This is a genomic window from Shimazuella sp. NTD248 (genome assembly GCF_059510395.1).
Window position 1 is genome coordinate 212,441 of sequence record NZ_JCAJZT010000002.1, and the last position, 24,483, is coordinate 236,923.

27 protein-coding genes, 1 pseudogene and 1 riboswitch are annotated in these 24,483 nt (G+C 40.0%); of the genes and pseudogenes, 7 read left to right on the forward strand and 21 right to left on the reverse strand.

The features are described 5' to 3' along the window. Positions 1–305 precede the first annotated feature (305 nt). The 3 genes from AC5WOE_RS05695 to AC5WOE_RS05705 form a co-directional block, all read right to left on the reverse strand. Entirely contained in the window at positions 306–1,328 is a 1,023-nt protein-coding gene (locus AC5WOE_RS05695) for a beta/gamma crystallin family protein (RefSeq protein ID WP_496052123.1), read from the reverse strand. A gap of 307 nt (positions 1,329–1,635) precedes the next feature. Continuing rightward, positions 1,636–2,145: an SRPBCC domain-containing protein gene (locus tag AC5WOE_RS05700; protein WP_496049673.1), complete on the reverse strand. Its 510-nt coding sequence runs from the start codon at positions 2,143–2,145 to the stop codon at positions 1,636–1,638. Between the two features lie 245 nt (positions 2,146–2,390). Further along, on the reverse strand, positions 2,391–2,831 hold the full coding sequence (locus AC5WOE_RS05705) for an Lrp/AsnC family transcriptional regulator (RefSeq protein WP_496052124.1): 441 nt from the start codon (positions 2,829–2,831) through the stop codon (positions 2,391–2,393). 153 nt (positions 2,832–2,984) lie between these two features. Here AC5WOE_RS05705 and AC5WOE_RS05710 point away from each other — a divergent pair. After that, a pseudogene (locus tag AC5WOE_RS05710) lies at positions 2,985–4,280 on the forward strand (APC family permease). Positions 4,281–4,472: 192 nt separating this feature from the next. Here AC5WOE_RS05710 and AC5WOE_RS05715 read toward each other — a convergent pair. The 10 genes from AC5WOE_RS05715 to AC5WOE_RS05760 form a co-directional block, all read right to left on the reverse strand. Next, a complete protein-coding gene (locus tag AC5WOE_RS05715; RefSeq protein ID WP_496052125.1) occupies positions 4,473–5,717 on the reverse strand; it encodes a hypothetical protein in 1,245 nt (414 codons plus the stop codon). 147 nt (positions 5,718–5,864) lie between these two features. After that, positions 5,865–6,425, reverse strand: a complete 561-nt coding sequence (locus AC5WOE_RS05720; RefSeq protein ID WP_496049668.1) for a SpoIIIAH-like family protein — start codon at positions 6,423–6,425, stop codon at positions 5,865–5,867. A 12-nt stretch (positions 6,426–6,437) separates the two neighbouring features. Beyond that, a complete protein-coding gene (gene spoIIIAG, locus AC5WOE_RS05725; RefSeq protein WP_496049667.1) occupies positions 6,438–7,019 on the reverse strand; it encodes a stage III sporulation protein AG in 582 nt (193 codons plus the stop codon). Between the two features lie 11 nt (positions 7,020–7,030). Beyond that, positions 7,031–7,642 (reverse strand): stage III sporulation protein AF, encoded by a 612-nt coding sequence (gene spoIIIAF, locus AC5WOE_RS05730; protein ID WP_496049666.1) that lies wholly within the window; start codon positions 7,640–7,642, stop codon positions 7,031–7,033. A gap of 13 nt (positions 7,643–7,655) precedes the next feature. Continuing rightward, positions 7,656–8,846: a stage III sporulation protein AE gene (spoIIIAE, locus tag AC5WOE_RS05735; RefSeq protein ID WP_496049665.1), complete on the reverse strand. Its 1,191-nt coding sequence runs from the start codon at positions 8,844–8,846 to the stop codon at positions 7,656–7,658. A gap of 11 nt (positions 8,847–8,857) precedes the next feature. Beyond that, positions 8,858–9,247 carry a stage III sporulation protein AD gene (spoIIIAD, locus tag AC5WOE_RS05740; RefSeq protein ID WP_240873997.1) on the reverse strand — a complete coding sequence of 130 codons (390 nt, stop codon included), beginning with the start codon at positions 9,245–9,247 and terminating at the stop codon, positions 8,858–8,860. A gap of 16 nt (positions 9,248–9,263) precedes the next feature. Beyond that, the gene (gene spoIIIAC / locus AC5WOE_RS05745) at positions 9,264–9,470 is read right to left on the reverse strand and encodes a stage III sporulation protein AC (protein ID WP_160802473.1); all 207 of its coding nucleotides are present in this window, start codon (positions 9,468–9,470) and stop codon (positions 9,264–9,266) included. A gap of 12 nt (positions 9,471–9,482) precedes the next feature. Next, positions 9,483–10,001, reverse strand: a complete 519-nt coding sequence (spoIIIAB, locus tag AC5WOE_RS05750; RefSeq protein WP_496052126.1) for a stage III sporulation protein SpoIIIAB — start codon at positions 9,999–10,001, stop codon at positions 9,483–9,485. Then, on the reverse strand, positions 9,989–10,948 hold the full coding sequence (gene spoIIIAA, locus AC5WOE_RS05755) for a stage III sporulation protein AA (RefSeq protein WP_496049663.1): 960 nt from the start codon (positions 10,946–10,948) through the stop codon (positions 9,989–9,991). The genes spoIIIAB and spoIIIAA overlap by 13 nt, the downstream gene beginning before the upstream one ends. 138 nt (positions 10,949–11,086) lie before the next feature. Next, a complete protein-coding gene (locus AC5WOE_RS05760; protein ID WP_496052127.1) occupies positions 11,087–12,382 on the reverse strand; it encodes a helix-turn-helix domain-containing protein in 1,296 nt (431 codons plus the stop codon). 332 nt (positions 12,383–12,714) lie between these two features. On the opposite strand from AC5WOE_RS05760, the gene AC5WOE_RS05765 reads away from it, so the two are divergent. After that, positions 12,715–13,230 carry a hypothetical protein gene (locus AC5WOE_RS05765; RefSeq protein ID WP_496049661.1) on the forward strand — a complete coding sequence of 172 codons (516 nt, stop codon included), beginning with the start codon at positions 12,715–12,717 and terminating at the stop codon, positions 13,228–13,230. A 274-nt stretch (positions 13,231–13,504) separates the two neighbouring features. Here the strand turns inward: AC5WOE_RS05765 and AC5WOE_RS05770 are convergent, their stop codons facing one another. Beyond that, a complete protein-coding gene (locus AC5WOE_RS05770; RefSeq protein WP_496052128.1) occupies positions 13,505–13,900 on the reverse strand; it encodes a CD1247 N-terminal domain-containing protein in 396 nt (131 codons plus the stop codon). A 130-nt stretch (positions 13,901–14,030) separates the two neighbouring features. Between AC5WOE_RS05770 and AC5WOE_RS05775 the strand changes: the two genes are divergently transcribed. The 4 genes from AC5WOE_RS05775 to AC5WOE_RS05790 are packed head-to-tail and all read left to right on the forward strand — an operon-like array spanning position 14,031 to position 17,310. Further along, the gene (locus AC5WOE_RS05775) at positions 14,031–15,281 is read left to right on the forward strand and encodes an MFS transporter (protein ID WP_496049659.1); all 1,251 of its coding nucleotides are present in this window, start codon (positions 14,031–14,033) and stop codon (positions 15,279–15,281) included. A 38-nt stretch (positions 15,282–15,319) separates the two neighbouring features. After that, complete coding sequence (gene comA, locus AC5WOE_RS05780) at positions 15,320–16,090, forward strand: phosphosulfolactate synthase (RefSeq protein ID WP_496052129.1); 771 nt, start codon at positions 15,320–15,322, stop codon at positions 16,088–16,090. Then, positions 16,087–16,797: a 2-phosphosulfolactate phosphatase gene (locus AC5WOE_RS05785; RefSeq protein ID WP_496052130.1), complete on the forward strand. Its 711-nt coding sequence runs from the start codon at positions 16,087–16,089 to the stop codon at positions 16,795–16,797. Before comA ends, AC5WOE_RS05785 begins: the two co-directional genes overlap by 4 nt. Before the next feature lie 57 nt (positions 16,798–16,854). Continuing rightward, the gene (locus tag AC5WOE_RS05790; RefSeq protein ID WP_496049656.1) at positions 16,855–17,310 is read left to right on the forward strand and encodes a DUF441 domain-containing protein; all 456 of its coding nucleotides are present in this window, start codon (positions 16,855–16,857) and stop codon (positions 17,308–17,310) included. Here the strand turns inward: AC5WOE_RS05790 and AC5WOE_RS05795 are convergent. Beyond that, a complete protein-coding gene (locus AC5WOE_RS05795) occupies positions 17,303–17,782 on the reverse strand; it encodes a GNAT family N-acetyltransferase (RefSeq protein WP_496052131.1) in 480 nt (159 codons plus the stop codon). The genes AC5WOE_RS05790 and AC5WOE_RS05795 overlap by 8 nt on opposite strands. 111 nt (positions 17,783–17,893) lie before the next feature. Here AC5WOE_RS05795 and AC5WOE_RS05800 point away from each other — a divergent pair, with 111 nt between their 5' ends. Beyond that, positions 17,894–18,496 (forward strand): DUF2238 domain-containing protein, encoded by a 603-nt coding sequence (locus AC5WOE_RS05800; RefSeq protein ID WP_496052132.1) that lies wholly within the window; start codon positions 17,894–17,896, stop codon positions 18,494–18,496. A gap of 79 nt (positions 18,497–18,575) precedes the next feature. Here the strand turns inward: AC5WOE_RS05800 and AC5WOE_RS05805 are convergent, their stop codons facing one another. The 6 genes from AC5WOE_RS05805 to AC5WOE_RS05830 form a co-directional block, all read right to left on the reverse strand. After that, entirely contained in the window at positions 18,576–19,301 is a 726-nt protein-coding gene (locus AC5WOE_RS05805) for an ABC transporter ATP-binding protein (RefSeq protein ID WP_496052133.1), read from the reverse strand. Then, positions 19,298–20,050: an ABC transporter permease gene (locus AC5WOE_RS05810; RefSeq protein ID WP_496052134.1), complete on the reverse strand. Its 753-nt coding sequence runs from the start codon at positions 20,048–20,050 to the stop codon at positions 19,298–19,300. Before AC5WOE_RS05810 ends, AC5WOE_RS05805 begins: the two co-directional genes overlap by 4 nt. Next, positions 20,040–20,336, reverse strand: a complete 297-nt coding sequence (locus AC5WOE_RS05815) for a thiamine-binding protein (RefSeq protein WP_496052135.1) — start codon at positions 20,334–20,336, stop codon at positions 20,040–20,042. Before AC5WOE_RS05815 ends, AC5WOE_RS05810 begins: the two co-directional genes overlap by 11 nt. A gap of 1 nt (position 20,337) precedes the next feature. Further along, entirely contained in the window at positions 20,338–21,327 is a 990-nt protein-coding gene (locus AC5WOE_RS05820; protein ID WP_496052136.1) for an ABC transporter substrate-binding protein, read from the reverse strand. A gap of 58 nt (positions 21,328–21,385) precedes the next feature. After that, positions 21,386–21,496, reverse strand: a riboswitch (TPP riboswitch). Between the two features lie 371 nt (positions 21,497–21,867). Then, positions 21,868–23,121, reverse strand: a complete 1,254-nt coding sequence (locus tag AC5WOE_RS05825) for a radical SAM protein (RefSeq protein WP_496049650.1) — start codon at positions 23,119–23,121, stop codon at positions 21,868–21,870. A gap of 37 nt (positions 23,122–23,158) precedes the next feature. Beyond that, entirely contained in the window at positions 23,159–24,430 is a 1,272-nt protein-coding gene (locus tag AC5WOE_RS05830; protein WP_496052137.1) for an MFS transporter, read from the reverse strand. Positions 24,431–24,483 lie beyond the last annotated feature (53 nt).

Below are 24,483 nucleotides of genomic sequence, written 5' to 3' on the forward strand. Positions count from 1 at the left end.
ATATTTCTTAAGTCTCTATTTTTCTTATTATTTACTATTTATTTTTCATTACTTAACTTATCTTATCAGGTAAAAAGCAAGAGGAAAAAGCATTTATGATAAGAACTAATATATATGAAGGCAATTCAGAGGGATAGGAAAGGAGGGCATAATTATGATGGGCATTGATCCACCAGAACACTAAAATTTATACCCTTACATTATCACTTTGTCTAATGTAGCTGATTTCATTTGAATCAAATATAAGCGGAATATAGCAAAATATCCAATCATCTAAAAATAGGGATTGGATATTTTTACGAACCTTATAATATCTTAATCGATGAGATAACATCATTCCAAGTACCTTTACCAAGCTTGTACTTAGTAAGATCAGACAATTTTTCTCCGGGTTTTAACTTCCAGCTGCGTCCACCGAATTTGATATCTTGATAAAAAATGATTCCATTGCCATCACCAGAAACTTTTATAGAAGATGCCACGTCATTCCAATTCTTTTTGCCATATTTCAAATGTTTACTTTTGTTGTTTACAAGAGTTTTATCATTTGAACAAAATGTTATAGATGCGCCTCGAAAATGAATGTCTTCATATAGAGTAACGCAAGATTTTTCTGGTTTTGGTTCTGGTGTTGGTGTTGGTGTTGGCTTCGGTTCTGGCTTTGGTTTTGGTGTTGGCTTTGGCTTCGGTTCTGGCTTTGGTTTTGGTGTTGGTTTTGGCTTCGGTTCTGGCTTTGGTTTTGGTGTTGGCTTTGGTTTTGGCTTCGGTTCTGGCTTTGGTTTTGGTGTTGGCTTTGGTTTTGGCTTCGGTTCTGGCTTTGGTTTCGGTTTTGGTTTAGAGGTTGGGTGCTTTGGTTTTGTTTTCGGTACAATACTTGTTGCATAGCCTCCAAAACTTGTTGGTTTTACTGCTGGTTTTACTGCTGGTGTTGATGCTTGTTTAGAAGAAATTGCTGGAGAAGAATCTGATTTTGATTCTACTTTTGTTGAGCTTTGATTATTTGCTTCTGGTGTCGCAGTTTGATTACTATTGGTTGATGGCTGCTCTGTATCTTTGTAAGATATAGGACCTGCGTCCAATTCCTTTTCCACACTTTGAGATGGAAGAGTATCCATCATTTCCTTTTCTACTTCTCTAGAAACAACAGAACTTTCTACTAAGGTCGTTTGTAATCTCGGCTTAACTGTAGAAGATTGGGCATAAGTCTGAGCATATTGGTAAATAATAATGCCACCAATTGTACAGATGAGCCCAAGTGATGTTAACTTCAACCATCTGACCAATTTATCATTTGGTGATTTATTCATCGAATCCTTCTTTTCCTCCATAGCTTCCCTCCTCCAAACACATACTATTACTATAGTACTATATATTCCCATTTATGTAGACGATAAATTATGAAAATTAAGTCCTGTTATTGTGCGAATATCCCACTCGTTATTTGAATGAGAGAATAATATTGACAAACTCTAGATTCCATATTTCAACAGAGGAATGTTAATCATATACTTCCAATAACAGAAAAACCCAAAAAAGGCAGGCAGATTTTATTATTTCATCTGTCTGCTTTTTTGGGAATATATCAACACCAACCGCTTAACAATACAACAACAACCAAGTTTATGGCATTTGCCATTATGATAACGCCTGCAAATGTTCTTCCAAACGATCCATTGTCTCCGAAATACCTTGCTCCATTCCCATATCGATAACAGCTTGCAGTGCTTCTGGTGTTTCATACTTCGCTTTGGTCACCAGTTTTGTCTTACCGCCTTGCTCGATAAACAATAAAGTAATGTTACTGGAAGGCATACCTTCTGTTTCATTACCATTTTCATCGGAGAAATAATCGGTATAAGCTATTTTTTCTGCTGTTACGATATCATCATATACCGCTTTTCCCCACGATTCCATCCCATAGAAATCGCCTTGATTTTTATCTTCACATTTCATACAGTAGTGCCAAATGCCGCCTGGGCGAAAATCGATATTGCAAACCGTAAGCGTCCAACCACGTGGTCCCCACCATTGTTTTAAGTGTTCTTCTTTCGAATACGCTTCAAATACTAATTCTCGTGGTGCATCAAAAACTCGCTCTAATGTTAGTACATTACCTTCTACTTTAGATGTCATTTTGTTAGCCATCACATTGCCTCCCACATTTTTGCATACTTTTTCTTACATTATCAATTTACCCAATGTCGTTCATTTCCATCTGCATTCAATATAACTCATTAGGAATATTCCTGTCAAGGAATGTTTATTTTATACTCCTTTAAGGGGTATAAGGACGAATCCATCAAATTAAGAGAAATGAATGATGAAAATAAAAAATTGGATACATTTGGGGCATTATTTTGTTTTTAGCTTACCGTAACCTCAATGGTGAGCTACTCACTTTGAGGCAGTATTTCTCGATAAGGAATGGGAGAAGAAAAGACGATAGATGTATTTACTTGACCATATGGAACGAGACGATCTACAAGAGCTTCTAAATGTTGTATGGAGTTAACTGCCACTTTCACGAAGTAACTGTTTACTCCTGAAACTCTGTGACATTCAAGAATCCCCTCTTCTTGTTTAATAAGTTCTTCAAATTGACGACACGCTATTTTAAGATTTCCAATTTGGATGATAGCCTGCACTACTCTCCCTATTTTCTCTGGTGAAATTTTTGCTGTAAATCCCTCAATAATACCGCTGTCCTGCAAACGGGATAGCCGTTCATTAACGCTTGGACGACTGAAGTTTAGCTCTTTAGACAAATGAGCGATAGTCATTCTTCCATTCTTTTGAAGAAGTTCTAACAACTTATAATCTATTGTATCCAAACCTATCCCTCCATTTAATATTTTGTAAAGATAAACGAGTTTTTTCATTCAAATAGTTAACCATAACCAAGATAATCCATTCACTTATTTATATAAAGTATACCTTTTATATTCTATAATCCAAGTACGAAAAGATATAAGGAGAGGATCGAGGTGGCAAATTCGTTTAAACAAACGATTTCCATCCCTCAAGGAACTGCTCTATATGTAGGAGCAGTATTGGGATCTGGAATTCTAATCTTACCTGGTATAACAGCAGGCATAGCAGGTTCAAATGCATTGGTATCGTGGATAGGAATGATTTTGCTGAGTATTCCATTGGCCTGCACTTTTGCTTTTTTGTCCATCGACTATCCAAGTGCAGGTGGCGTTTCAACGTTTGCAAATCAGGCATTTGGCCGTTATGTCGGAGCACTTTCGGGTTGGTTGTATTTTATAGCAGGGAGCTTTGGGCAGATTATTGTTGCACTAACTGGTGGAGTATATATATCTTTTGCTTTCCATTTACCGTTCTTTACAACTTACCTAATTGGATTGATCATACTGATCATTGCAGTAATAGGAAATTATTATGGTCCGAAGTCCAGTGGAATGGTCCAGCTTATTGTTACAACTCTTACCTTTCTTATATTGTTAGGAACCACTTTGCTATCCATTCCCCACTTTCAATTCAGTCAATTTTCATGGGCTATTAACAAAGATAGTATTATACCCATAGGTCAATCAGCGATGTTGATATTTTGGTCTTTCTTTGGGTGGGAAGCTATATCTAGTCTAGCTCCTGAATTTAAAAATCCTAGAAAAACAAATATCTTGTAGTCAACTTGGGGAGCTATTATCATTGTTGGAGTTTTATATTTAGGAATTGTTTTAGCTGTCATCGGCACACAATCTTATGTTGCTGGCGAAAACTCAGCTATTCAATCTATAAATAACGCTGCTTTGGCTGAAGTTGTAAGAAAAGTCGGAGGAGTAAATGGTACGTGGATATTAGGTATTGTAGCTTTTACTATATGCTTGGGTACAAATAATGCTTATGTCGCTAGCATTAGTCGATTGGGGTATTCTTTAGCTCATAATAAGACCGCTCCAAAGTGGTTGGATCATTATGATAAAAAAAATTCTGTACCTCGACATGCAGTATTACTAGTAGGGCTATTTGCGATAGCAGGATTAATTATCAGTTTTATATTTCATTTAAGATTGGACCAATTGGTGTTTATTCCAAATTCTTTAGCCATTGCTACCTATGTTATTGGCACAGCTGCCGGAGCTAAGCTAATTAAACACCTCATCGGGAAGGTTTTAGCAGCCCTTTCTTGTATTTTATGCCTAGCTGCGTACCCGTTTATAGGAACTACTATTATGATACCAGTAGCAGTCATATGTATTTGCATTCTGTATATGATTTATAGAGATAAAAAAGAACGAAGATCTAAAACAACTTAAGTTTTGAATACAGTTAATGATTTTAACTCTGTTAATAAACGATATTAAAGTCTATTTTGTTTAAGCATCTCATATATCCATAAGAATGAGTCTTATAGTCCCTTAAATAAAAATATCCGACCTTCTAGAATAGGGATCGGATATTTTTGCAAAACTTAATATTTAATAGAAGAGATAACATTGCTTTTACCTTTATTCTTTCTTTTTACCTTTTCCTTTTCCTTTATCTTTTCCTTTATCTTTTCCTTTATCTTTTCCTTTGTCTTTTCCTTTGTCTTTTCCTTTACCTTTGTCCTTGCCTTTGTCTTTGCCTTTTCCTTTGTCTTTGCCCTTTCCTTTGCCTTTATCTTTTCCTTTGCCTTTATCTTTTCCTTTGCCTTTATCTTTTCCTTTGTCTTTTCCTTTACCTTTGTCCTTGCCTTTGTCTTTGCCTTTGCCTTTTCCTTTGTCTTTTCCTTTACCTTTGTCTTTTCCTTTACCTTTGTCTTTTCCTTTGCCTTTATCTTTTCCTTTGCCTTTATCTTTTCCTTTGCCTTTATCTTTTCCTTTGCCTTTATCTTTTCCTTTGCCTTTATCTTTTCCTTTGCCTTTATCTTTTCCTTTGCCTTTTCCTTTTCCTTTGCCCTTTCCTTTGCCTTTGTCTTTTCCTTTACCTTTGTCTTTTCCTTTACCTTTGTCTTTTCCTTTGTCATTGGGCTTTGGCTTCGGTTCTGGTTTTGGTTCTGGCTTTGGTTCTGGTTTTGGTTCTGGTTTTGGTTCTGGTTTTGGTTCTGGTTTTGGTTCTGGTTTTGGTTCTGGTTTTGGTTCTGGCTTCGGTGTTGGTATTGGTTTTGGTGCTGGTGCTGGTTTTGGTTCTGGTTTCGGTTTTGGTTCTGGTTTTGGTTTCGGTGCGGGTTTCGGTTTTGGTTCTGGTTTTGGCGTTGGCTTCGGTTTTGACTTTGACTTTGGTTTTGGTTTAGAGGTTGGGTGCTTCGATTTTGGTTTAGGTACAATGCTTGTTGCATAGCCACCAAAACTTATTTGTTTTACTGCTGGTGTTGATACTTGTTTAGAAGAGGTCGCTTCAGAAGAACTTGATGTTGATCCTATTTTTGCGGAGCTTTGATTATTTGGTTCTGGTATCGAAGTTTGATTACCATTGCTAGGTGATTGCTCTGTATCTTTGTAAGATATAAGACCTGCATCTAATTCCTTCTCCACACTCTGTGATGGAAGACTATCCATCATCACCTTCTTTACATCTTTGAAAACAACAGAACTTTCAACAAAAGTCGTTTGTAATTGCGGCTTAACTTTAGAAGATTGGGCATAAGTCTGAGCATATTGGTAAATGATAATGCCGCTAATTGTACAGATGAGACCAAGTGATGTTAACATCAACCAATTGGCTAATTTATCAGTTGTAGATTTATTTATCGAATCCTTTTTCTTCTCCATTGCTTCCCTCCTTCGTACACATACTATAACTATAGTACTATATATTCCCAGTTATGTAGACGATAAATTATGAAAATTAAGTCTCGTTATAGAAGAAAAATGAAGCAAAAAGGAATATAAAAAAAGAAGCGTTATGAGCAACGCTTCTTACGCTTTATAAGCTACAGATATTTGGCCAGCTGCTACTTGCATTTGTTTTTGTGCCATTGTGATGATTGCAACTGCTTTCTTTCGACTCAAATCTTTGCTCTGAACGATAATATTGACATGGTCATTTTCTTGCATTACGACTACATCTTGAAATCCTGCTTCTCGAATTTGTTCTTCAAGAGTGGTCTCTGCCTTATCCAATTTGTTCATCGCTTCGATTTTTGTATTTGCTGTCTCTAGTTCTTGTTTCGTAGAGGTAGGATTCATCAGTACTTGGTAGTATCCTTCTAATTGCTTTTCTCGTGTTGCATTTCGTTGCATGTGATAACTCACAAAATAATCACTTGCTTCACTGGTCTCTTTTTTCACTGCTACTGGTTTTTCCAATGATTTGATATCTACTTGTACTTGATCGCTTTTTTCATTCCCCATCTCATCAATACTCTGGATTGCAGGACCTGCTGATTGATCTGGACCGGTCACAATATAGTAAGCTGATAATACTACCATTAGTGTCAACATGGTTACCAGCCACATAGTTTGACGATTCATTGCCATCACTATTCCTCCTCAACCTCTTGGTAAAACAGATATTCGATACGATGGAACATCTAAAATACGCTGTACTGCTTCGATTATCAGTGCTCGAACTTGCAGATTTTCCACTCCACGAGCTACTACAAGCACCCCTCTTACTCGTGGCTTAAGTCGTTTGATCACAATTGGTTGCTCTCCTTGGTTTGTCCGATATACAGAAGTTTTTTTATCTACATTGTTTTGGTTCACGGATCGAGATCCACCTTTTGTATCTGCTTCATTTGTTGTTTGCTCTGATTCCCGTGTGTCCGATTGAACGACTTCTTCTTCGGTTGAATCAAGGTTTACGACTACAGATACATCACTTACCCCAACTACTTTGCTCAAAATAGCAGAAAGCTCTGATTCGAATTGCTCCTCATAATCTTGCATTCCATTCTGTTGCAGATGGCTTGTCTGTTTGTTTGTAGTCTTGTTTGTTGAAGGCGAATTTGAAATTGCATCTTCTTCTTGTGTAGTTAGGAACGAAGAAAAGAGAAGAATACCAGCTCCCACGCACCCAACTAATATGAGGTAATGCCATTTTTTCTGCTTTGGCAACCACTTTTGGAGCATGTCCTTCACTCCTACTTGCTTTGAATTTGTACCGCAACCTGTTTGGCATCAATATTCCAAGCACTCCCGATAAAGTATTGGATCTCTTGCTGAACTTTTGTATCTTGTTTTGGCAGTTCCTCTTTTTTTATATCTCGGCTAATGTCAATAGTCTCGATCGGTTTTATGACTTCTGAAGCGGACGATTCCCCAGTTTTTACACCCTGCACTTCAATTTTTTGAATAACAGGTGTCTCTTGATCGATATTTGCAGTTACTTTGGCGCTCACCACCTTTACGTGATATTTTTGTGCTACTTGCTTTTCAATCCAAGAAGAAATGGAGCTTTGAAATTGTTGCTTTATGGCTTCTTGTTGTACATGGGTTAACTCTGTACTGTTTTCTTGAATTTTTCTCAAAGACGTATACTGATCCATATCTACAGCAGGGGCTAGTAATGCCGAAACCTTCAACCACTTATCTTCATTGAGTACTAATTGTAGAACGGGTTGTAGAATCGAAACGATAATAATTAAACCCATGATCAATTTGACATAACGCTCCAAAGATGAACTCGGGAGAAGTAAGTCGATAAAGGTAGCGATAAATATGATCAAAATAATTTGTCTGATCCAATCACTCATCCATTCCACCACCTTACCCCCTTATCATCATGGACAAATTTCCAGAGGTGATCACAATGGTTATCGCTAAGAAAAACATCAATCCAACTGCTGCTAACGCTGCAAACACATAGAGCAAAGTTCGTCCAATTGTTGTTAAACTTGCAATGATTGGACTATTCCCAAGTGGCTGCATGATTGCAGCTGAAAAATTGTAAATAAAACTAAGTGTTAAGATCTTTAGCGCGGGAAAAGCACAGATCAATAATAAAATGATCACTCCTGCTAGTCCTACACTATTCTTCACCAACAAGGACGCTCCCACAACTGTATCTGTCGCATCTGCAATCGTTCGACCCACTACTGGGACAAAGTTACCACTAATATATTTTGCTGTACGCACAGTTATGCCATCTGTTACAGCAGTAGTAGCACCTTGTACAGATAAAACCCCAAGAAACAGTGTCAACAAGACCCCTAATACCCCAATACTTACTTTGCGAAGTAAATCTGCCAGCTGATTTACCTTATATTTATCAGAAAGACTGCTGACAATATGTAAGATGGTCGAAAAGAAAAGAAGAGGCAGCACAACGGTATAAATCACAGTTCCAATCACATGAATCATAAAAATGATGAGTGGGTGAAAAAATGTGACCGAACTGATATTACCCATCGTTGCAAGCAATGCGAGCAACAGTGGAATTAACGCTAACATAAAATTAACCATTCCACCGATCGCATGCTTAGCGGCTGCGACAGCAACCGAAAAACTATCTACTGCTAACACGATTAACACCATAAACACAATGGCATATGCGACTTTGCTCACTTGATTCCGTTCGAATGCAGTCTGTAAAGTTGCCAAAATCATGCTAAATACGGTCAGCACAATGATACTTCCCAGCAGTTTTCCACCTTGCAGAACCTCGTGAAAAAAATACTCCACAAAGGCCATCAGTACACTTTTCCAAGTAAACGATTTTTGATTCGTTAATAGCTCCATCAAACTGGGTAAATCTTTTTCTTTAAAATATTGTCCATAACTGGAACGCAGTTGCGACCAAAACGATTCCACTTCTGTTAATTGCATTTTATTAAGTTGAGAACGAATGAGATTTTCATTACTCTCGGTCGCTTTCGGGTTTTCCGTTGCAAAAACAATACCAGTACCCAGATATAGAAAGAAAACAGTGAGCAGGAGGATGCGAAACATTTTTACCATATCGATCCTCCTCATGTTGGTAAAACCTGCATCACTGTTTCGATAATGACAGTGATAATGGGAATTGCCATGACCATAATTAAAATCTTGCCAGATAACTCAATCTTACTAGCAATGGATCCTTGACCTGCATCTCGCGTCACTTGTGCTCCAAATTCCGTAATATATGCAATGCCAATAATCTTTAAGATGGTCGTCAAAAATAATTGGTTTACATGAGCTTGTACGGCCAAATGTTCTAAAATTTTTATTACTTCTGCTATTTTGCCAGCTAAAGCAATGAAAATAATGATGCCCGTAAAAGTAGCTAAAAGAAAGGCGAAGACGGGTTTTTGTTCTTTGATGATCAATACCAAGAAAGTGGCAATTAACCCAAGCCCCACCACCTGGATTATCTCCAAGCAAACCTCCCCCTCTTCACGATCGGAACAGGAAGACATTTTTTATCGTGGTAAATAAGTCTTGCAACAGCATGACAATCATAAAGAGCACCACACCAAAACCAAACAATGTTACCCAATGAGCAAAATCTTCTTTCCCCATCTGTTTCAAGACTGTGTGAATCATAGCGACGATAATTCCGATTCCAGCTATTTGAAAAACTGTATCGACGTTATAAGGCATTCGGACCCTCTCCTAGTACAGCAGAATGATCAGGAGCGCTCCTGTAAGGACACCTAAAGTTCGAACCATCTTTTCATACTGAGTCTGCTCTTCTCTAGCTTTTTGTTCTTCTACTTGTAAGTTTTGTTTCACCAGAGCTAGATGAGAGAGTTGATCATGACGATCCGATTTCCCTAATGTCTTACAAAACTGCAAAAACACTTCTTTCTCACTCGATTTCATTGCAGTAGCAGGCCACCAATCTTGCACAGCTAACCTCAAACATTCATATGTTGCCGCACCATCCATCGTGGTAAGACGCAGCGACATTTGATGAAACAGTTCACTGACGTTTTCTAGGTTTCGCTCCCCGATATTATGGCAAGCAGCAGCCAAATTTCTGCTTCCATATCCTATCTCTGTTTCTAAAATAGCTATTGCATGGATCAAGCGTCGAATTTGTTTTGGTCTAGCAGCTAATTTCCCGGCAAACACAAACCCAATGCCAGAAGTAGCGAGAAGCAGTAAGATACACCCGATTAACTTGAGCACGATGTACTCCGGATTAACTGACATTTTCCATCGTAAACTGCTTCGATCGTGCCAGGTCCAGAACGACGACTTAGTAAAACGATACGTTCAAAAACTTCTTCCTCAATTAGTTCACGTAAAATTGGTCGTTTGCGTACTTCTTGAATAGAACTGCCATGAGCGGTGGTGAATAGGTGAACACCCGCATAAATAGCTTCATGAATAGCATCAGCATCTTCTCTTCTGCCAATCTCGTCCACTACTAAAACTTCTGGAGACATGGATCGGATCAGCATCATCATTCCTTCTGCTTTTGGACAAGCATCCAAGACATCTGAACGGGGGCCTATATCATGTTGGGGAACACCTGTTACACATCCCGCTATTTCTGATCTTTCATCCACAATACCTACTTTTCTTGCACTACACCCTTCTCCTATACTCACAAGACGAGCTAAATCACGTAACAAAGTCGTCTTACCACACCCGGGCGGCGAGACTATTAACAAGTTTTTTATGCGATCTTGATCGATAATACTTGATAGTAAAGCCTTGCCTACACCTTTTATTTGTCTGGCAATTCGAATGTTAAAAGCTGTTATATCTCGCACATGTCTCACTTTTCCACCTTCTGTTATCACTTTCCCAGCTAAGCCAATTCGATGTCCTCCTTCTACTGTGATATAGCCAAGCCGAAGCTCTTCTTCTAATGCATAGAGAGAATGGTTACTGATTAAATTGAGCAGTTTATGGCATTCTTCACGGGTGGGAAGAACACTATCACGGGGATCAAGCTTTAATTGTTGATTACTGCTGACAAACCATGTTTTTCCAGCTGCTATTACCTCTAAGGGACGATCTTGGCGAATTCGAACTTCTTCTAATCCTGATAAAATGGTTCTAGGAAGTGATTGAATTCGATTCCGAATGGATAGAGGCAATACTTGATAGATTGGTTTTAAATCCATACCACACCTCAATTCCCACTCAAACCTGTTTTACCATCATGCTTATGGTAGGCTTGTTTCCTTTATGCTTAACCAAACAAAAAAACTGCTAGAATCACTCCAGCAGTTTTTATCGATTTTTCATTTTTATAAAATATCCTATGGTCTGTTATTCATCACCATTTTCATTTCATACATCTCAACAGTACAAGCAATAAACTTATCTGAATCTAACTCCTGATATACTTTTGCAGCTTCGAAAATAGCTTCATAGGCCAGAATAGGCAGATGATGCTCTGTTGCCATATCTCTTGCTTTATGAAAATATCCCATAGCTGCTTTTGTATCCTTACTCATAAGAAAAACTTGTCCCATTGCTAAATAAGCACGCACAACATCTTCTACTTCATTGTATTTTGAACCAAGTTGAATTGCTTTGTTTAGCAATACACTCGCCAGTTGATATTCTTTTTGTTCTTGAAGTAACTTCCCATAAAAAGTATAAGTAGAAATCAATGCAGATTTGTCTTTTACGTGAAACTCAAACACTTGAGAGGTTCGAAAGCAAACTTCAGCTAGATCATACTGATATTGGTTCATATAAATCTTTCCTAGCTCTCCCCACAGCACACAAAGAGCATAATACTGATTGTTCTGCTTGGCCAAATGAATTCCTTCTTCAGCATAAGCATGAGCTTCATCCCATAATCCTGTAATGATAAGTAATTTTACACGAACTTGATAAAAATCGAGAATCAAGTCCATTTGTGTTAAATTACTTAAGTGAATCCAATTGTCTTTGATCAATTTTAATGCTTCAGCTTCTTTTGATTGTTTAAATAAATACTGCGCTTTGTTGCGAATCAAAGAAAGCTTTATATCAGGATTTTCTTGTATGAGATCAAGCCCTTTTTCTGCATAGGCAATAGCCTGGTACACATCATTTTGATAATAAGCTGTGCGAGATAATTCATCATAGCATGCAGCTTCTAAGGGACTTGCTTCCATTTGCAGGCGGCTGAGTCTGATCGATTCATAAAATGCATGGATTGCTTTTTTCCACTCTTTTAAGCGAAGGTGGCACTTCCCTTTGAGAAAAAAAACTCGTGAAGCCAACGGATGATGATCGACCAGTTTTATATGGTTCAATTCTGTAAGCGCTTTCGATTCTTCGTCACAGACAATCCATGATTCCAATCCTGTTAGCTGTAGTGAAATATACTCATCTTTCTTTTGAAGATTTTGCTCTAACGTCGTCAGATCAGAAATATCGATCCCTAACTTGTGAAGTAAATAATTTACTTTTTCTTGCTTCACGTGAGCAAAACCACGTTCAATATTGCTGATTGTAGATACAGATATATTCTCATCTGCCAGATCTTCTAACCGAAGACGTTTTTCTTTTCGATAGTTTCGTATAGCCTCTCCTACTAAATTTAGATCTACAAATACCATTTCCTCTTCCCTCTCTTCTATCAGAACAACTCTCATGATTTTATTCATGTGTAATTTTATTTTCAGATAGTCCAATTCAACAGTATTGTACCATATTTCCCTGTATTCTGAAAACACTAAAAATAATTACAAAAGAGTTTCTATTTTTGTAATTAAAAGCATTCCCACAAAAGAACCCCTCATAAATATGCTTTTTACAATTCCCATAATTGTTTTCACATCTAAAAAGTTATAGAATCCATTTTTTACCTTTTGATTTATAAAATAATTCTGTATACTTATAAAGAGTGTAGCTCAAACAACAGCAACTCCTCTGGAAAGGGACTGAAGTCATGGCCGAAAACCACCCCGTCGTGGACCTCATCGGTGTAAACTTCAAGCGCGTCAACCGCCCTGGCGGAACGGTAGAGATCGAGTACAACAAAGGATGGATCACCGCGAAGAAGGTATCCATCCTCATGAACCTCCCGTCCGGCAAGGGGGAACCGAGTGTGGTGCGTGCCAATGAGCTGATCGTCGCAGGTCTGGAGCTCACTGTCGACTTCATCACCAGCATGTCGGTCGGCGAGATGACACCGCACCGTTTCTACGTCGGGGAACAGCACGAAGTCCAAGATCTGGTTCTGGGTCGGCGCACGGAAGAACAGTGGCTTATCGAGTACGCATACGCCTACCCCATCCAAAACGGTTTGACGATCGAAGATGGGATGCTCCGGTTGTGCCACTTGAAGGGTGACCTGCCTTCTTCCGATGTGGACGAGGACTACAGGACCGCCGAAATCAACATGCAAGGCGCAACCTTCTCCCGATGTGTCATCGGCCCTGGGGCAACCATCTACGAGTCCTGACGGGATGTCTTATCGGCATCCAAAACGAAGTCCACTCTAAGGAGGGATGTTCGGCTGTTGTAGGGACTCATTTGATCAGTTAGCAAATGAGTCCCCACTAATTCTTTTGAACTAATCTTAATAACCTTATATTTATAGCAAGTTATTGTATATTATGAAATAAAAAACGATAGATAAAAGACTTGAGTTATCTTTTTCTCAAGTCTTTTTTTCCTATACTAAAAAGTAGTATAGGAAGTGCTATTTCAATAAGAAATACGAACTTCAATGATTGTTAAACTTCTATTTTCTCTATTTCTTCTGCTTCACTTGCATCTTCAATCGTCAATGTAGTATGGCAGTTCGGACAGAGCAAGTCAATTTCATCGTCTTCCAAATCATCCAAATCAACTGCTACGTCTTCTCCGCACTCTGGACAAGTGATCAAATAATTATCATCATCTTCGTCGTCATAAAACAAAAGTTCCAAATCATTTAAATCCTCATCAATTGCTTCTGCATATTCTTCTAGCTCTGCTTGACGAGTATCTAATTTTTGGGTTGCTTCCACTAATTCGTCCACTACACCGATTAGTCTGATAAGAGCTTTAGCATCTGGGTTGTTACCCGTTGTTGATCCTTCTAACAGCCCTTCCACATAAGAAATTTCTCTACGAAGACGATCATACATGGCTTACCATCCCTTTTCGTTTATTCGATAGGACTAGTTTCGCCAAATACAGATTTTTCAATTCATGATGCATATAAAATAGCTTTATCCAAAAAATAGAACCAACGAATGTACTAAGAGGTGCTCGTTTATGACAACCACAAAAAAAGCTGGATGGGGAACCTTGCTTACACTTTGCAGTATTCCCATCATCATGGTTCTTGGAAACTCCATGCTTATTCCTGTCTTTTCTAGTATTCAAAGTGTGTACGGAATAAGTTCTTCAAAGGTTGGACTTTTAATTACTTTATTTTCCTTTCCTGCTGCTTGTATGATTCCCATCGCTGGATTTTTAGCGGATCGAATTGGTAGAAAAAAAGTGATTATTTTTAGTTTGATTTTATATGGTTTGGGTGGTGTTTTATCTGGAATCGTAGCAATTATAGATGCAGGTTTTAACCTGTTGTTATGGACAAGAGTAATCCAAGGGATAGGCGCAGCAGGAACTGCCCCAATCGCTATGGTGCTCACAAGTGATATTTTTGATAAAACAGAGAGAAGTAAAGCTTTAGGTACCATTGAAGCTGCCAATGGGATGGGTAAGGTTCTAAGTCCCATTTTAGGATCTGTCATTGCCCTCATTAGTTGGTATGCGATGTTTTTTGTATTTCCCGTCTTATGTATTCCCACTGCACTTGCCCTTTTCTGGCTTGTAAAGGAACAGCCAGTGGACAGTGCTGTTTCTATAAAAACATATCTCCATCAAGTGAAGAACATCTTTTTGCAACATGGAAGATGGTTGAGTGTTGCTTTTTATGTTGGAGCTGTAACCATGTTCACTATGTTCGGTACTTTATTTGCTTTATCGGATGCATTGGAAAATTCCTATGGTTTAGCTGGTATAAAAAAAGGGTTCGTACTTGCTGTTCCGCTTTTAGCTCTCTGTATTACGTCTTTCTTAACAGGTCGTCATATCCAAGATCAAATAGGTAAAATGAAACAAATGATAGTACTTGGCTTATTTTTTCTCTGTCTTCCTTTGATTGTGGTTCCATGGGTAAACAACCTGTATTTCTTAGTAGCCTTGTTTGCATGGATCGGTATCGGAGCAGGTCTTGTCCTTCCTTGTTTGAACATGATGATCACTTCTGCGATTCGTTTGAAAGAAAGAGGAATCATTACCTCTTTGTACAGCAGTGTGCGATTTTTTGGTGTTGCTCTGGGTCCTCCTACATTTGGAATGCTGGCAGACCATCCTTTTCTTCTTTACTTTGGAACAGCAGCACTTATTATTTTTGCAGTTTTGCTCAGTTTTTTTCTTATACATCGCCCACAACGAATTCATGGGAAAGAAGAACGCTCACGTATTTTAGTAGTTAAAAAACAATTACATCCTTCTTAAGCACGTAAGGTAAAATATAGAAAAAAGGGAGGTTAAACATGAGAAATTGGACAAATCCAGACCGTTCACTTAAACCGCGGACAAATGGGATTACGATGGTGATGGATAAAGGGCTTGGTCTGCAAGCGTTTAAAGATTTACTTTCTTTAGCTGCGGTTCATATCGATTTTATCAAATTAGGTTTTGGAACATTAGCTATTACACCAGAAGATGTGGCAAGACAAAAAGTTGCGCTGGCAAAAGAATACGGGGTTCACCTTTACCCAGGCGGGACCTTCTTTGAAGTAGCTTATATGGAGAAAAAAAACGAGGCTTATCTCCAGTGGCTAAAAGAACTTGGCTTTGAATGGGTAGAAATTTCTAGCGGGGTAATCGATTATGACCTATCAGAACGTCGATCCCTCATCCAATCTGCAATCGAGAAACAATTTCGTGTCATTACAGAAATAGGCAAAAAACAAGCAGGGAGTACGACTGAGTTGTCCTCTCTTGTGGATCAATTTTCCACAGACCTTGACGCAGGTGCATCTTATGTCATCGTTGAGGGACGAGAAACAGGAGAGAACATCGGCATATATAACAAACAAGGTGAAGTAGATACTTCTTACGTCAAACAAGTACTGCAAATGATCGATAACAACAAATGCATCTGGGAAACCCCTAAAAAAGGACAGCAAGTTACTCTGATGGAACTGGCAGGTTGCAATGTAAACTTAGGTAATATCGCCCCTACAGATGCATTATCTGTTGAGGCACTTCGTCACGGTTTACGGGCAGACACACTAACAATATGGCGGGATCACACATGAAACTATCGGTTATTTTTTATCCAGAAGAACGAGACTACACAGATCTTCTCCAAGGAAAAACGGTGATTGTTTTAGATATTCTCCGTGCAACTACCACCATTACTACTGCAATGACGCATGGAGCAAAAGAAATCATCCCCGTGAGGAAAATAGAAGAAGCTCTTGCTTACAAAGGAACAGACAAAATTATCGGTGGTGAAGATAATGGTTTAAAACCAGAGTCATTTGACCTTGGGAACTCCCCTTATGAATATCGGAATGATAATGTTCGCAATAAATCGATCGCCTTTCGTACTCGCAATGGAACCCAAGCAATTGTACTTTCTAAACCAGCTGACCATATATTGATTGGAGCTTTTGTCAATAGTACCGCGTGCGCCAACAAGGCTGCCAGTTTTCAAAAAGATATCGTGATCTTCTGTTCTGGTACGAGAGGAGAATTTTCACTGGAAGACAGCACAGCTGCCGGATATCTCGCTTCTATCCTTTCCCAACAGTACGATGTGTCGCTGGATGATGCTGGACTTTTATTAGCCGCTAGTTTTCCAGAGATAAAGCGAAACGATTTTGCTGTGTTAAAACAAAGTAAATCTTCACAGCGTCTCAAACACCTGGATAAATGGAGTGATGTCGAGGATTGTTTGCAGTTTGATACCTATGATGTCGTGCCTATGGTTCATGAAGGAGTTATTTCCCTACAATCATAAGTCCCCTTGCTTGTACATAAGTTGATAACATAACTTATGGAACAGGGGCATTTTAATATGAACTCAGACCTAATACTTGTATTGCTCATCATAACAGGACTAATTGGACGCTCTCCTATTATCGCGACAGCAGCAAGTTTTTTGCTCATTTTAAAGCTGATTCATTTGGAGCGATTTTTCCCTGGTGTGGAAAGAAGAGGTCTCGAGTTTGGTTTACTGTTTCTAACGATCGCCGTATTGGTACCTTTTGCATCTGGCAAAGTTACCATAAAAGATATTGGAGATATATTTACGACTCTTCCCGGTTTGTTTGCTTTAATCGGTGGACTTCTGGCAACTTATATGAATGGAAAAGGCTTGGACTTACTAAAGTTAGATCCCGGGCTGGTGATCGGGTTGGTTGTTGGTTCTATTGTCGGTATTGTATTTTTGCGTGGAATCCCTGTTGGTCCGCTGATGGCAGCAGGGATCACTGCATTTTTACTCAAAGTTTTCCAATATTTCGCTAAATGAATGATAGTTTTTTCACAAATAGGATTCGATCTTGCCCTTCACCATCATAATCTTCATGTACTTCCATGTCATTTATGACAATACTTCCTTTTTCCATCGTAAAACCTAACTTTGTGTGGTAAGCTATTGAATTTTTATTTACTGGAGAAGTTACACAGCGAACAGTATCCACTCCTTTTTTCTTAACTGTTTGAAAAAATAGGTCATATAATTTACGACCCAATCCACTTTTCCGGTAATTTGGATGAATTCCAACAAAATGAATATAAGCTTCTCGTTTTCGAGACTGGGATAGAATACCGATCAAAAAGCCAATTAATTCTCCGTTTTCTTCCACGATAAAACTCGTATCTTGAAAATGATCAAAAAATAACTTAGGTAACATATCACCCATATGACGACCATTCCACCAATCATTTATGACAGAAATCACAGGCTTATAATCATAAGATTCTACTGTTCGAATAAGCATAAATTTCTCCTTTTTATGTCCTTGTATTATTTTTCATTCTTCCGCTTTTGAACTGCCTTTCTTTACCTGATGAGCATACGATAAGAATACACTCCGTCTGGAGGTATTCCTATGACACAACCAACATCAAAAGATAATTGGGTAATCTTTTTATTTACTTCGTTTCTCTTTATATGGTTATACCTCGCTATTTCTCCTGTAAATCGATTGAATTGGGCGATAGAAAATGTTCTTCTTATTTTGTTTATCCTCTGCTTATATTCATTCTATAACAAAATACCTTTATCCCTCACTAGTTACACACTTTTAGCTGTTTTTCTTACCCTTCATACAATTGGTGCTCACTACTCCTATCATACACCGCTGGACAGATGGCTATCGTTCAAACGGGCTTATTTTGACCGTGTTGTACACTTTTCCTTTGGTCTCTGTTTTCTTTTGCCAGTCTATCAGATCATACGATTTTTTCATCCAATCAGCCGTTTATCAGCAATCCTCTTTGCAAATATATGTCTCCTCGCAGCAGGCGGCATGTATGAACTAATAGAAGTTTGGGTGGTGTCTTTCGTTGCACCTAGAGAAGGCGCCTTATTTCTCGGATTACAAGGTGATCCGTGGGATGCTCAACACGATATGCAAATTGCTTTAGTCGGTTCGATCATCGCTTCAGTCTTTTTCCTACTCTATTTATTTGTAAAAAAACAAAGAGCATGAACCTATCAAGCTCTTTGTTTTCATAGAAATCGATACTAACTTATGAAGTAGAAACAACAAACAAATCTTTTTACGTCTGTTATCCAAGTTGTGCCTCTATTTCTTGCACAAACTCCCAAAATGCAGAAGTTTTTCGCACTTCAAAACGAACAGATCGAGGAAATGGGTTGATGATTTCTTTTGGCTTTCCTTGTAAACCATGTGTAAACAGAAGAATTCGATCGGAGAGCAGGACAGCTTCCTCAATCTGATGGGTAATCAACAAAAACGTTTGGTCGACAGCCATCAAACTAGCCAGCCACTTTTGCATTTTGGTACGAGTAAGGGCATCTAAAGAAGCAAATGGTTCATCTAAACAAATCATATTGTGTCCGCTGGCTAATGCCCGTAGAAAGGAAACTCGCTGTTTCATACCTCCTGATAACTGGTGGGGGAAACTATCGGCTGCATCGACTAAACCAGCACGTTCTAACCACTGGCCCAGAGAAAAAGGATGTTTCTTTCTTGCCAGCTTATTCCCAAGAAGTATGTTTTCTTTCACTGTCTTCCAAGGAAACAAAGAACTGTCTTGCGGCATATATCCTACCATTCCACTACTTTTCAGTTCATGCTTACCTAGTTTCATCCCTCCAGTTGTGGGTGAATAGAGGCCGGCTAACAAATAAAACAAGGTACTCTTCCCACTGCCAGAAGGGCCTAAAATACTGACCGAGGTCCCTGATGATACTTCAAACGACACATTCTCTAACAATTTTTCTTGCTCTGGATAGTGAAAGGAGATATTCTCCACTGTTAAATCACTCATGATAGTTTCCTCTTATGCTTCCACCATTGTTCGATTAAACTGATCAAAAAGAAAAAACATCCACTCAACACAACTATCGTAATAATCGACACAAAGACGCGGTCTGTCCGAAATGAACTCGCTGCTTGTGTCATGATCATTCCTAGACCACGCTCGGTTCCCAGCCATTCCGCCACTACTGCTCCCATCACGCTGTATGTCGCAGATAATTTACAACTGGAAAAAAGAACTGGGATCGCAGACGGAAATGCTAAGTGACGAAATTTTTCCCACTTTGTAGCTCCTGACATCTCCAAATATCTCAGCAAGTTCCGATCGACTTGTGCAAATGCATCTACTAATGCAATTGTGATCGGGAAAAAACAAACCAAAATGACGACAAGCAACTTAGCCTCTATACCAAACCCAAACCATACGACTAATAATGGAGCTAATACAATGATCGGGACATTTTGGCTGAAAAGGAGAAGCGGAGTGACGATTCTTTTTAAGAACGTAGAAAAATAGAGACATACAGCCACCCCGACTCCAACCAAAATACTAAGAATAAAGCCGATAGATGCTATGACAAATGTTGCCTCTACATGCAAGAGGTACTCACTGCTTGTCCAAGATCGCCAGAGCTCTAATCCAACTACATAAGGCTTGGGCAACTGCCAAACAGGAAAATTACCAATGATTGAGATGATTTCCCATATAAACACAAGCACAGCGATCGAAAGTACAAGAGGGAATATTCTACGTTTCATCATCATATTTGTGAGTCAGCGCAGAAATGGTGATTCCTTCAGGTTTGTGTAAGATTTTAATTTGAAACATCGTCTGCGTGGCGCCTAAATCTAAAACCCTTTGATTCATCTCCGTTATCAGGTTTAATAAGTCCTCCCAATCCCCTTCTACAGTAGTATCCAATGCTCCAACTCGATATGTCAGCCCTGACGCCTCAATAATGCCTATTGCTTCTTCTATGAGCGGGATAGAGATTGAGCGATTGGTATCTTGCGGCAGGATTTGAATGCTTAAGAGCGTATTCATTCTAGTTGCCTCCTTGTGGAAGGAATTGATTGGTGTATGCTTTTTTCGGATCAAAATTCCCTTCTAATAATTGATGGCTTTTCATCCAGTTTGTATATCCACTCCATACCGACTCTTTTTGTAATCCCCAACTTTTCGCGTCTGCTTGATACCGAGGACTGAGCCACTTTTGACTCTCATGAACGAGTTTACTGTCTAAAGTAGGATTTTGTTTTATTAAAATATCTGCTGCTTCATCTGGATGTGCAATCGCAAATTGATATCCTTTGCTCACTGCTCGCATAAACGCTTTTACCACATTGGGGTCTTGCTTTATTTTTGCTTCTGAAGTGATCAAGACAGGAGTATAGTAATCGAGATCTTTATTTTGATCTGCTAGATATACCATATTTAGCTTGACGCCCTTTTGCTCTGCTTCGATCCCTTGCCATCCATAATAAATCCAGTAAAAATCAATTCCTTGTTTCAATGCTGTAAAGAAGTCAGTGGAGCCAACGTTTGTAATTTTTACTTTGCTCACATCCGCTTGATCCTTTTCCATCAAAGATTGAATCATTGCTTTCTCTACCAATGAACCAAATCCACCATATGTCTTCCCTTCAAAATCTTTTGGACTTTTAATCCCAGAAGTGGAAAGTGAAGCAAACCCAGAAGTATTGTGTTGCAGTACAGCTGCAATGGAGACGATGGGTACACCTGCAACCCTTGCCTGCGTTACCCCCTCTTGGTAACTAACGCCAAAATCCGCTTTGCCTGAGGCCACCAGTTGTTCCGCCGTTGATTTCCCCGGTTGTATAATGTGTACCTGTAATCCAGCTTCTTTGAAGTAGTTTTTCACCTGTGCAACATATAAGCCCGTATGGTTGGTATTAGGAGTCCAGTCCAATACAACTGTTACTTCTTTTTCTTGTGTTTTTTCAGATGAACAAGCTATTAATCCCAAACATAAAACGGAAATAAATCCAAAAATAAATAGTTTTTTCCAATACAATGTAGATATCCTCCTAGTCAAAATAAAAAACCACCCTGATCAAAGGATGGCCAAAATTGCGCACAAAAAAATATCCTTCCTACGCCGGCATTATCCGGATCAGGTGAAAGGGTCAGTATATCGATATACTATCTCAGCCGGCCATTCTCCAGCACCCCTGATTTTTATTCCGTTTTCAAATGAATTATATATTTTATACTATTGTTTGTCTATGAAAAGCGTATAAGTGGAGGAGAAAAAAATTTTCATAACATATTGATTCTTTGTTTGTTACCACATACAATGAAGTTGTCAGTCCCACATACAGCGGAAGAAAAAAGAACCGCTGGGGAGCCACCCTCCAAACATTTGGGAGGAGGACTCATGGATCTGAATGACATGCTCACTCGGAAGCCGAAGAAGCGCGAGAAGCGCTTCAACAGCTCCTGAGCACAAGGCCCCCTGTCCAGTTGGACAGGGGGCCACCTATATAAATAGATGCGCCCCCCTAGCAGTTTGCAGGGGGGCATGCTTCTGCCACAAACCGTGGAAAAGCAAAAGCTATTTTCTCTCTACACTGAGCAGCCTTACTTTCCGCTCGCTTGCTGCGGCGGCATGAGGAAAAACCTCTTTCCAGTCGTCGCAGTACACCGTAGGATGATCAAAACTGCCATCCTTACCGTAACGGTGCGAAGGGTTACCCCCTCCACACTTGATGTTGAAAACACAGTTTCCGCATTCAGTAGGCACTCCGTCTGGACCACTCTGACGTGCCATGATACCCGGATGCAGTAGCGCCTCATCAAATCGTGAAGACACTACATTTAGTCCAGTGGAAGTTGCGTTTTCACCGTTGAACTGGAGGTCGTCATCCTGCTCGATACTGCCGTCTACTTCGACAACCACCACAGCAGAAGGGGAGATACCAATCTCATCACTACTGCTGTCACCCATGCGGTTGACGTCGATCAGCGCCTCAAACAACGGAATATCTGGTCGCTGGCTATCCGCCAACCAACAGTCAAACAACTCGTTAATCCAGTTACCATAGGGCGTCAGACGCTTTGGCACTCGATCGGCATCATATGCCAACAGCCGATCAAACTGATGCACAGCCCGCTGTATCAAACTTCCTTGCGGCATTGGCGGTGGAGTTACATGATTGGCGTGTGGCAACAGGAAATTGATCCTTGGAATCCTCGCACCAATCTCTTCCTCCAGCTGATGGAAGGAGTCGTATACTCTCTTTGCCTTGTGCTCGATATCAATCACACACAGGATACCCTTGAACACTCGGAATCCATCTTCCGTCTGAGGGTATGCCGCAACGTGCTTTAGTCCGCGCAGAATTTGATCATAGCCGGGCTTCCTCCCACTACGAGTGATCCGGGACGCATTCATTTCCCGAAGTCCGCCATCCATACTGACACCAACCGTGATCCTTGCTTCTGCCAGCTGACGAACATTTCCTCGATTAAGCATGGAGCCATTCGTCTGGACAGTGGCAATTACCTTGCAAGGACTAACTGCCTCTTCTACCTTTTGCTTGTACTTGATCATCTTACTCACACCAGCGAGGAGCGGTTCCCCGCCATGAAAGACGATTTCGATCTCCTCTAGTTGATGCATCCGCACATGCTCCCCGATGCGGAAAGCAACTACGTCCATCAATTCTTCGGTGATCACTGCCGACTGAGCCTCAGACAGCCATTGCTCACTACGGTTTTTGTAGTAGTAACAGTACGGACAATCAAAGTTGCACCATTTATGCATCTTGAGCACGAAGATACTGAACGGTACTTGCGTGTCAATCATGCTTCCTCTTTTCTTCTCTCTTTGCCGTGATCATCACTTACCGCCTTGTCTTGATGGAAGTGATCAGGTAACTCAACCTGACCCTGTTGTAGTAGGCGATGCCGATCAAGGCGAACGGAATCAATGACAACACCATTCCTAGCCGGGTCATGGAGAACAATGCCACCACACAGCCAAGGCACTGACCAATACCAGTAATGAAAAAGAAGGTGTAGGTCCCTCTTCCCGTTTGCTTACACTGAGTGATCTCCAAGTAGGTGAACACCCTCACCGCCACACCAATCATGACTGCACCAAAAATACACAACACTACATCAATTTTGCCCGAAGTCGCAGCACCTGTCCAGATGAAAAGGAGGGCGATGGCAAACGCAACCAACGTACCGTGGGATACATTTCGACTGATCTGCCGCTGGACAGCTTTGTTTTTCTTTTCCAGCCGTTGAGTCAGCCAAACTTGCAGGGGACCACACACCCCATTGGTAAGTTCTCCAAAGAAGATCATCGCAACCGCGATCCATTCTCCCATGAAGAACACTGGCCACATCCTCACCGCAAGGGAACCTGCGATTACCAGCACATATTCCCATGAAAATTGTACTGACTTGTCTCGGGCGAGAAGTTGCTGGTAAAACGGCACCTTATCCTCATCAGGCTCTACAAAGGGGCGCTCCTTCACTGCTACTTCTTCCTTGAGACGCATCACTGCAATTGCTGCACCGATGAGAGCAGCCATGGAAATCGCAAACCATATCGTGGTCCACCCATGATGAATCATCGGAATGGCAAAGGCGGTACAAGCCGCAGATACATAGTTGAGTGTTCCCCAACCACTACGACCCCGAATGAGCAGCTTCTTGTCATCTCCAAGGAAATCATGATTGAGATGACCAGTCACACTGATAACTGGGAAGTATCCGAGTGCCATCAACATATATACCAAAGCAAACAGACCAAAGCTGTTTACAAAATTGACAGCGATCGTCCCCAAGGTCATCAAAACTAGTCCCATAGTCAGGACTGTTTTCCTGCTAATCGTACGAGCAAGGAGACCAGAAAATCCAGTGAAAAGAGCACCGAATAGATAAAAGAAGAGAAGGATGCCAGGGACAACCTCTTTTCCTACCTTTTCAGCGATCAACAGATTGGATCCAATGAGGGTAAACGAGACCCAAAAGGCCACGCAAATCCCCAGAATACTCGTCTTCCTAGTGCTTGCATTTGCCCATCGAAAGGGCTTTTCCAGCTTGAAATGGGGCAGCAAAACCATTACTTCTCTCTTTTCTACGAGTCCTACATGCCTAGTCAAATCATACCACAAGGAAATAAAAATAATCTATTTAATCATTTTATTGAAAAAAA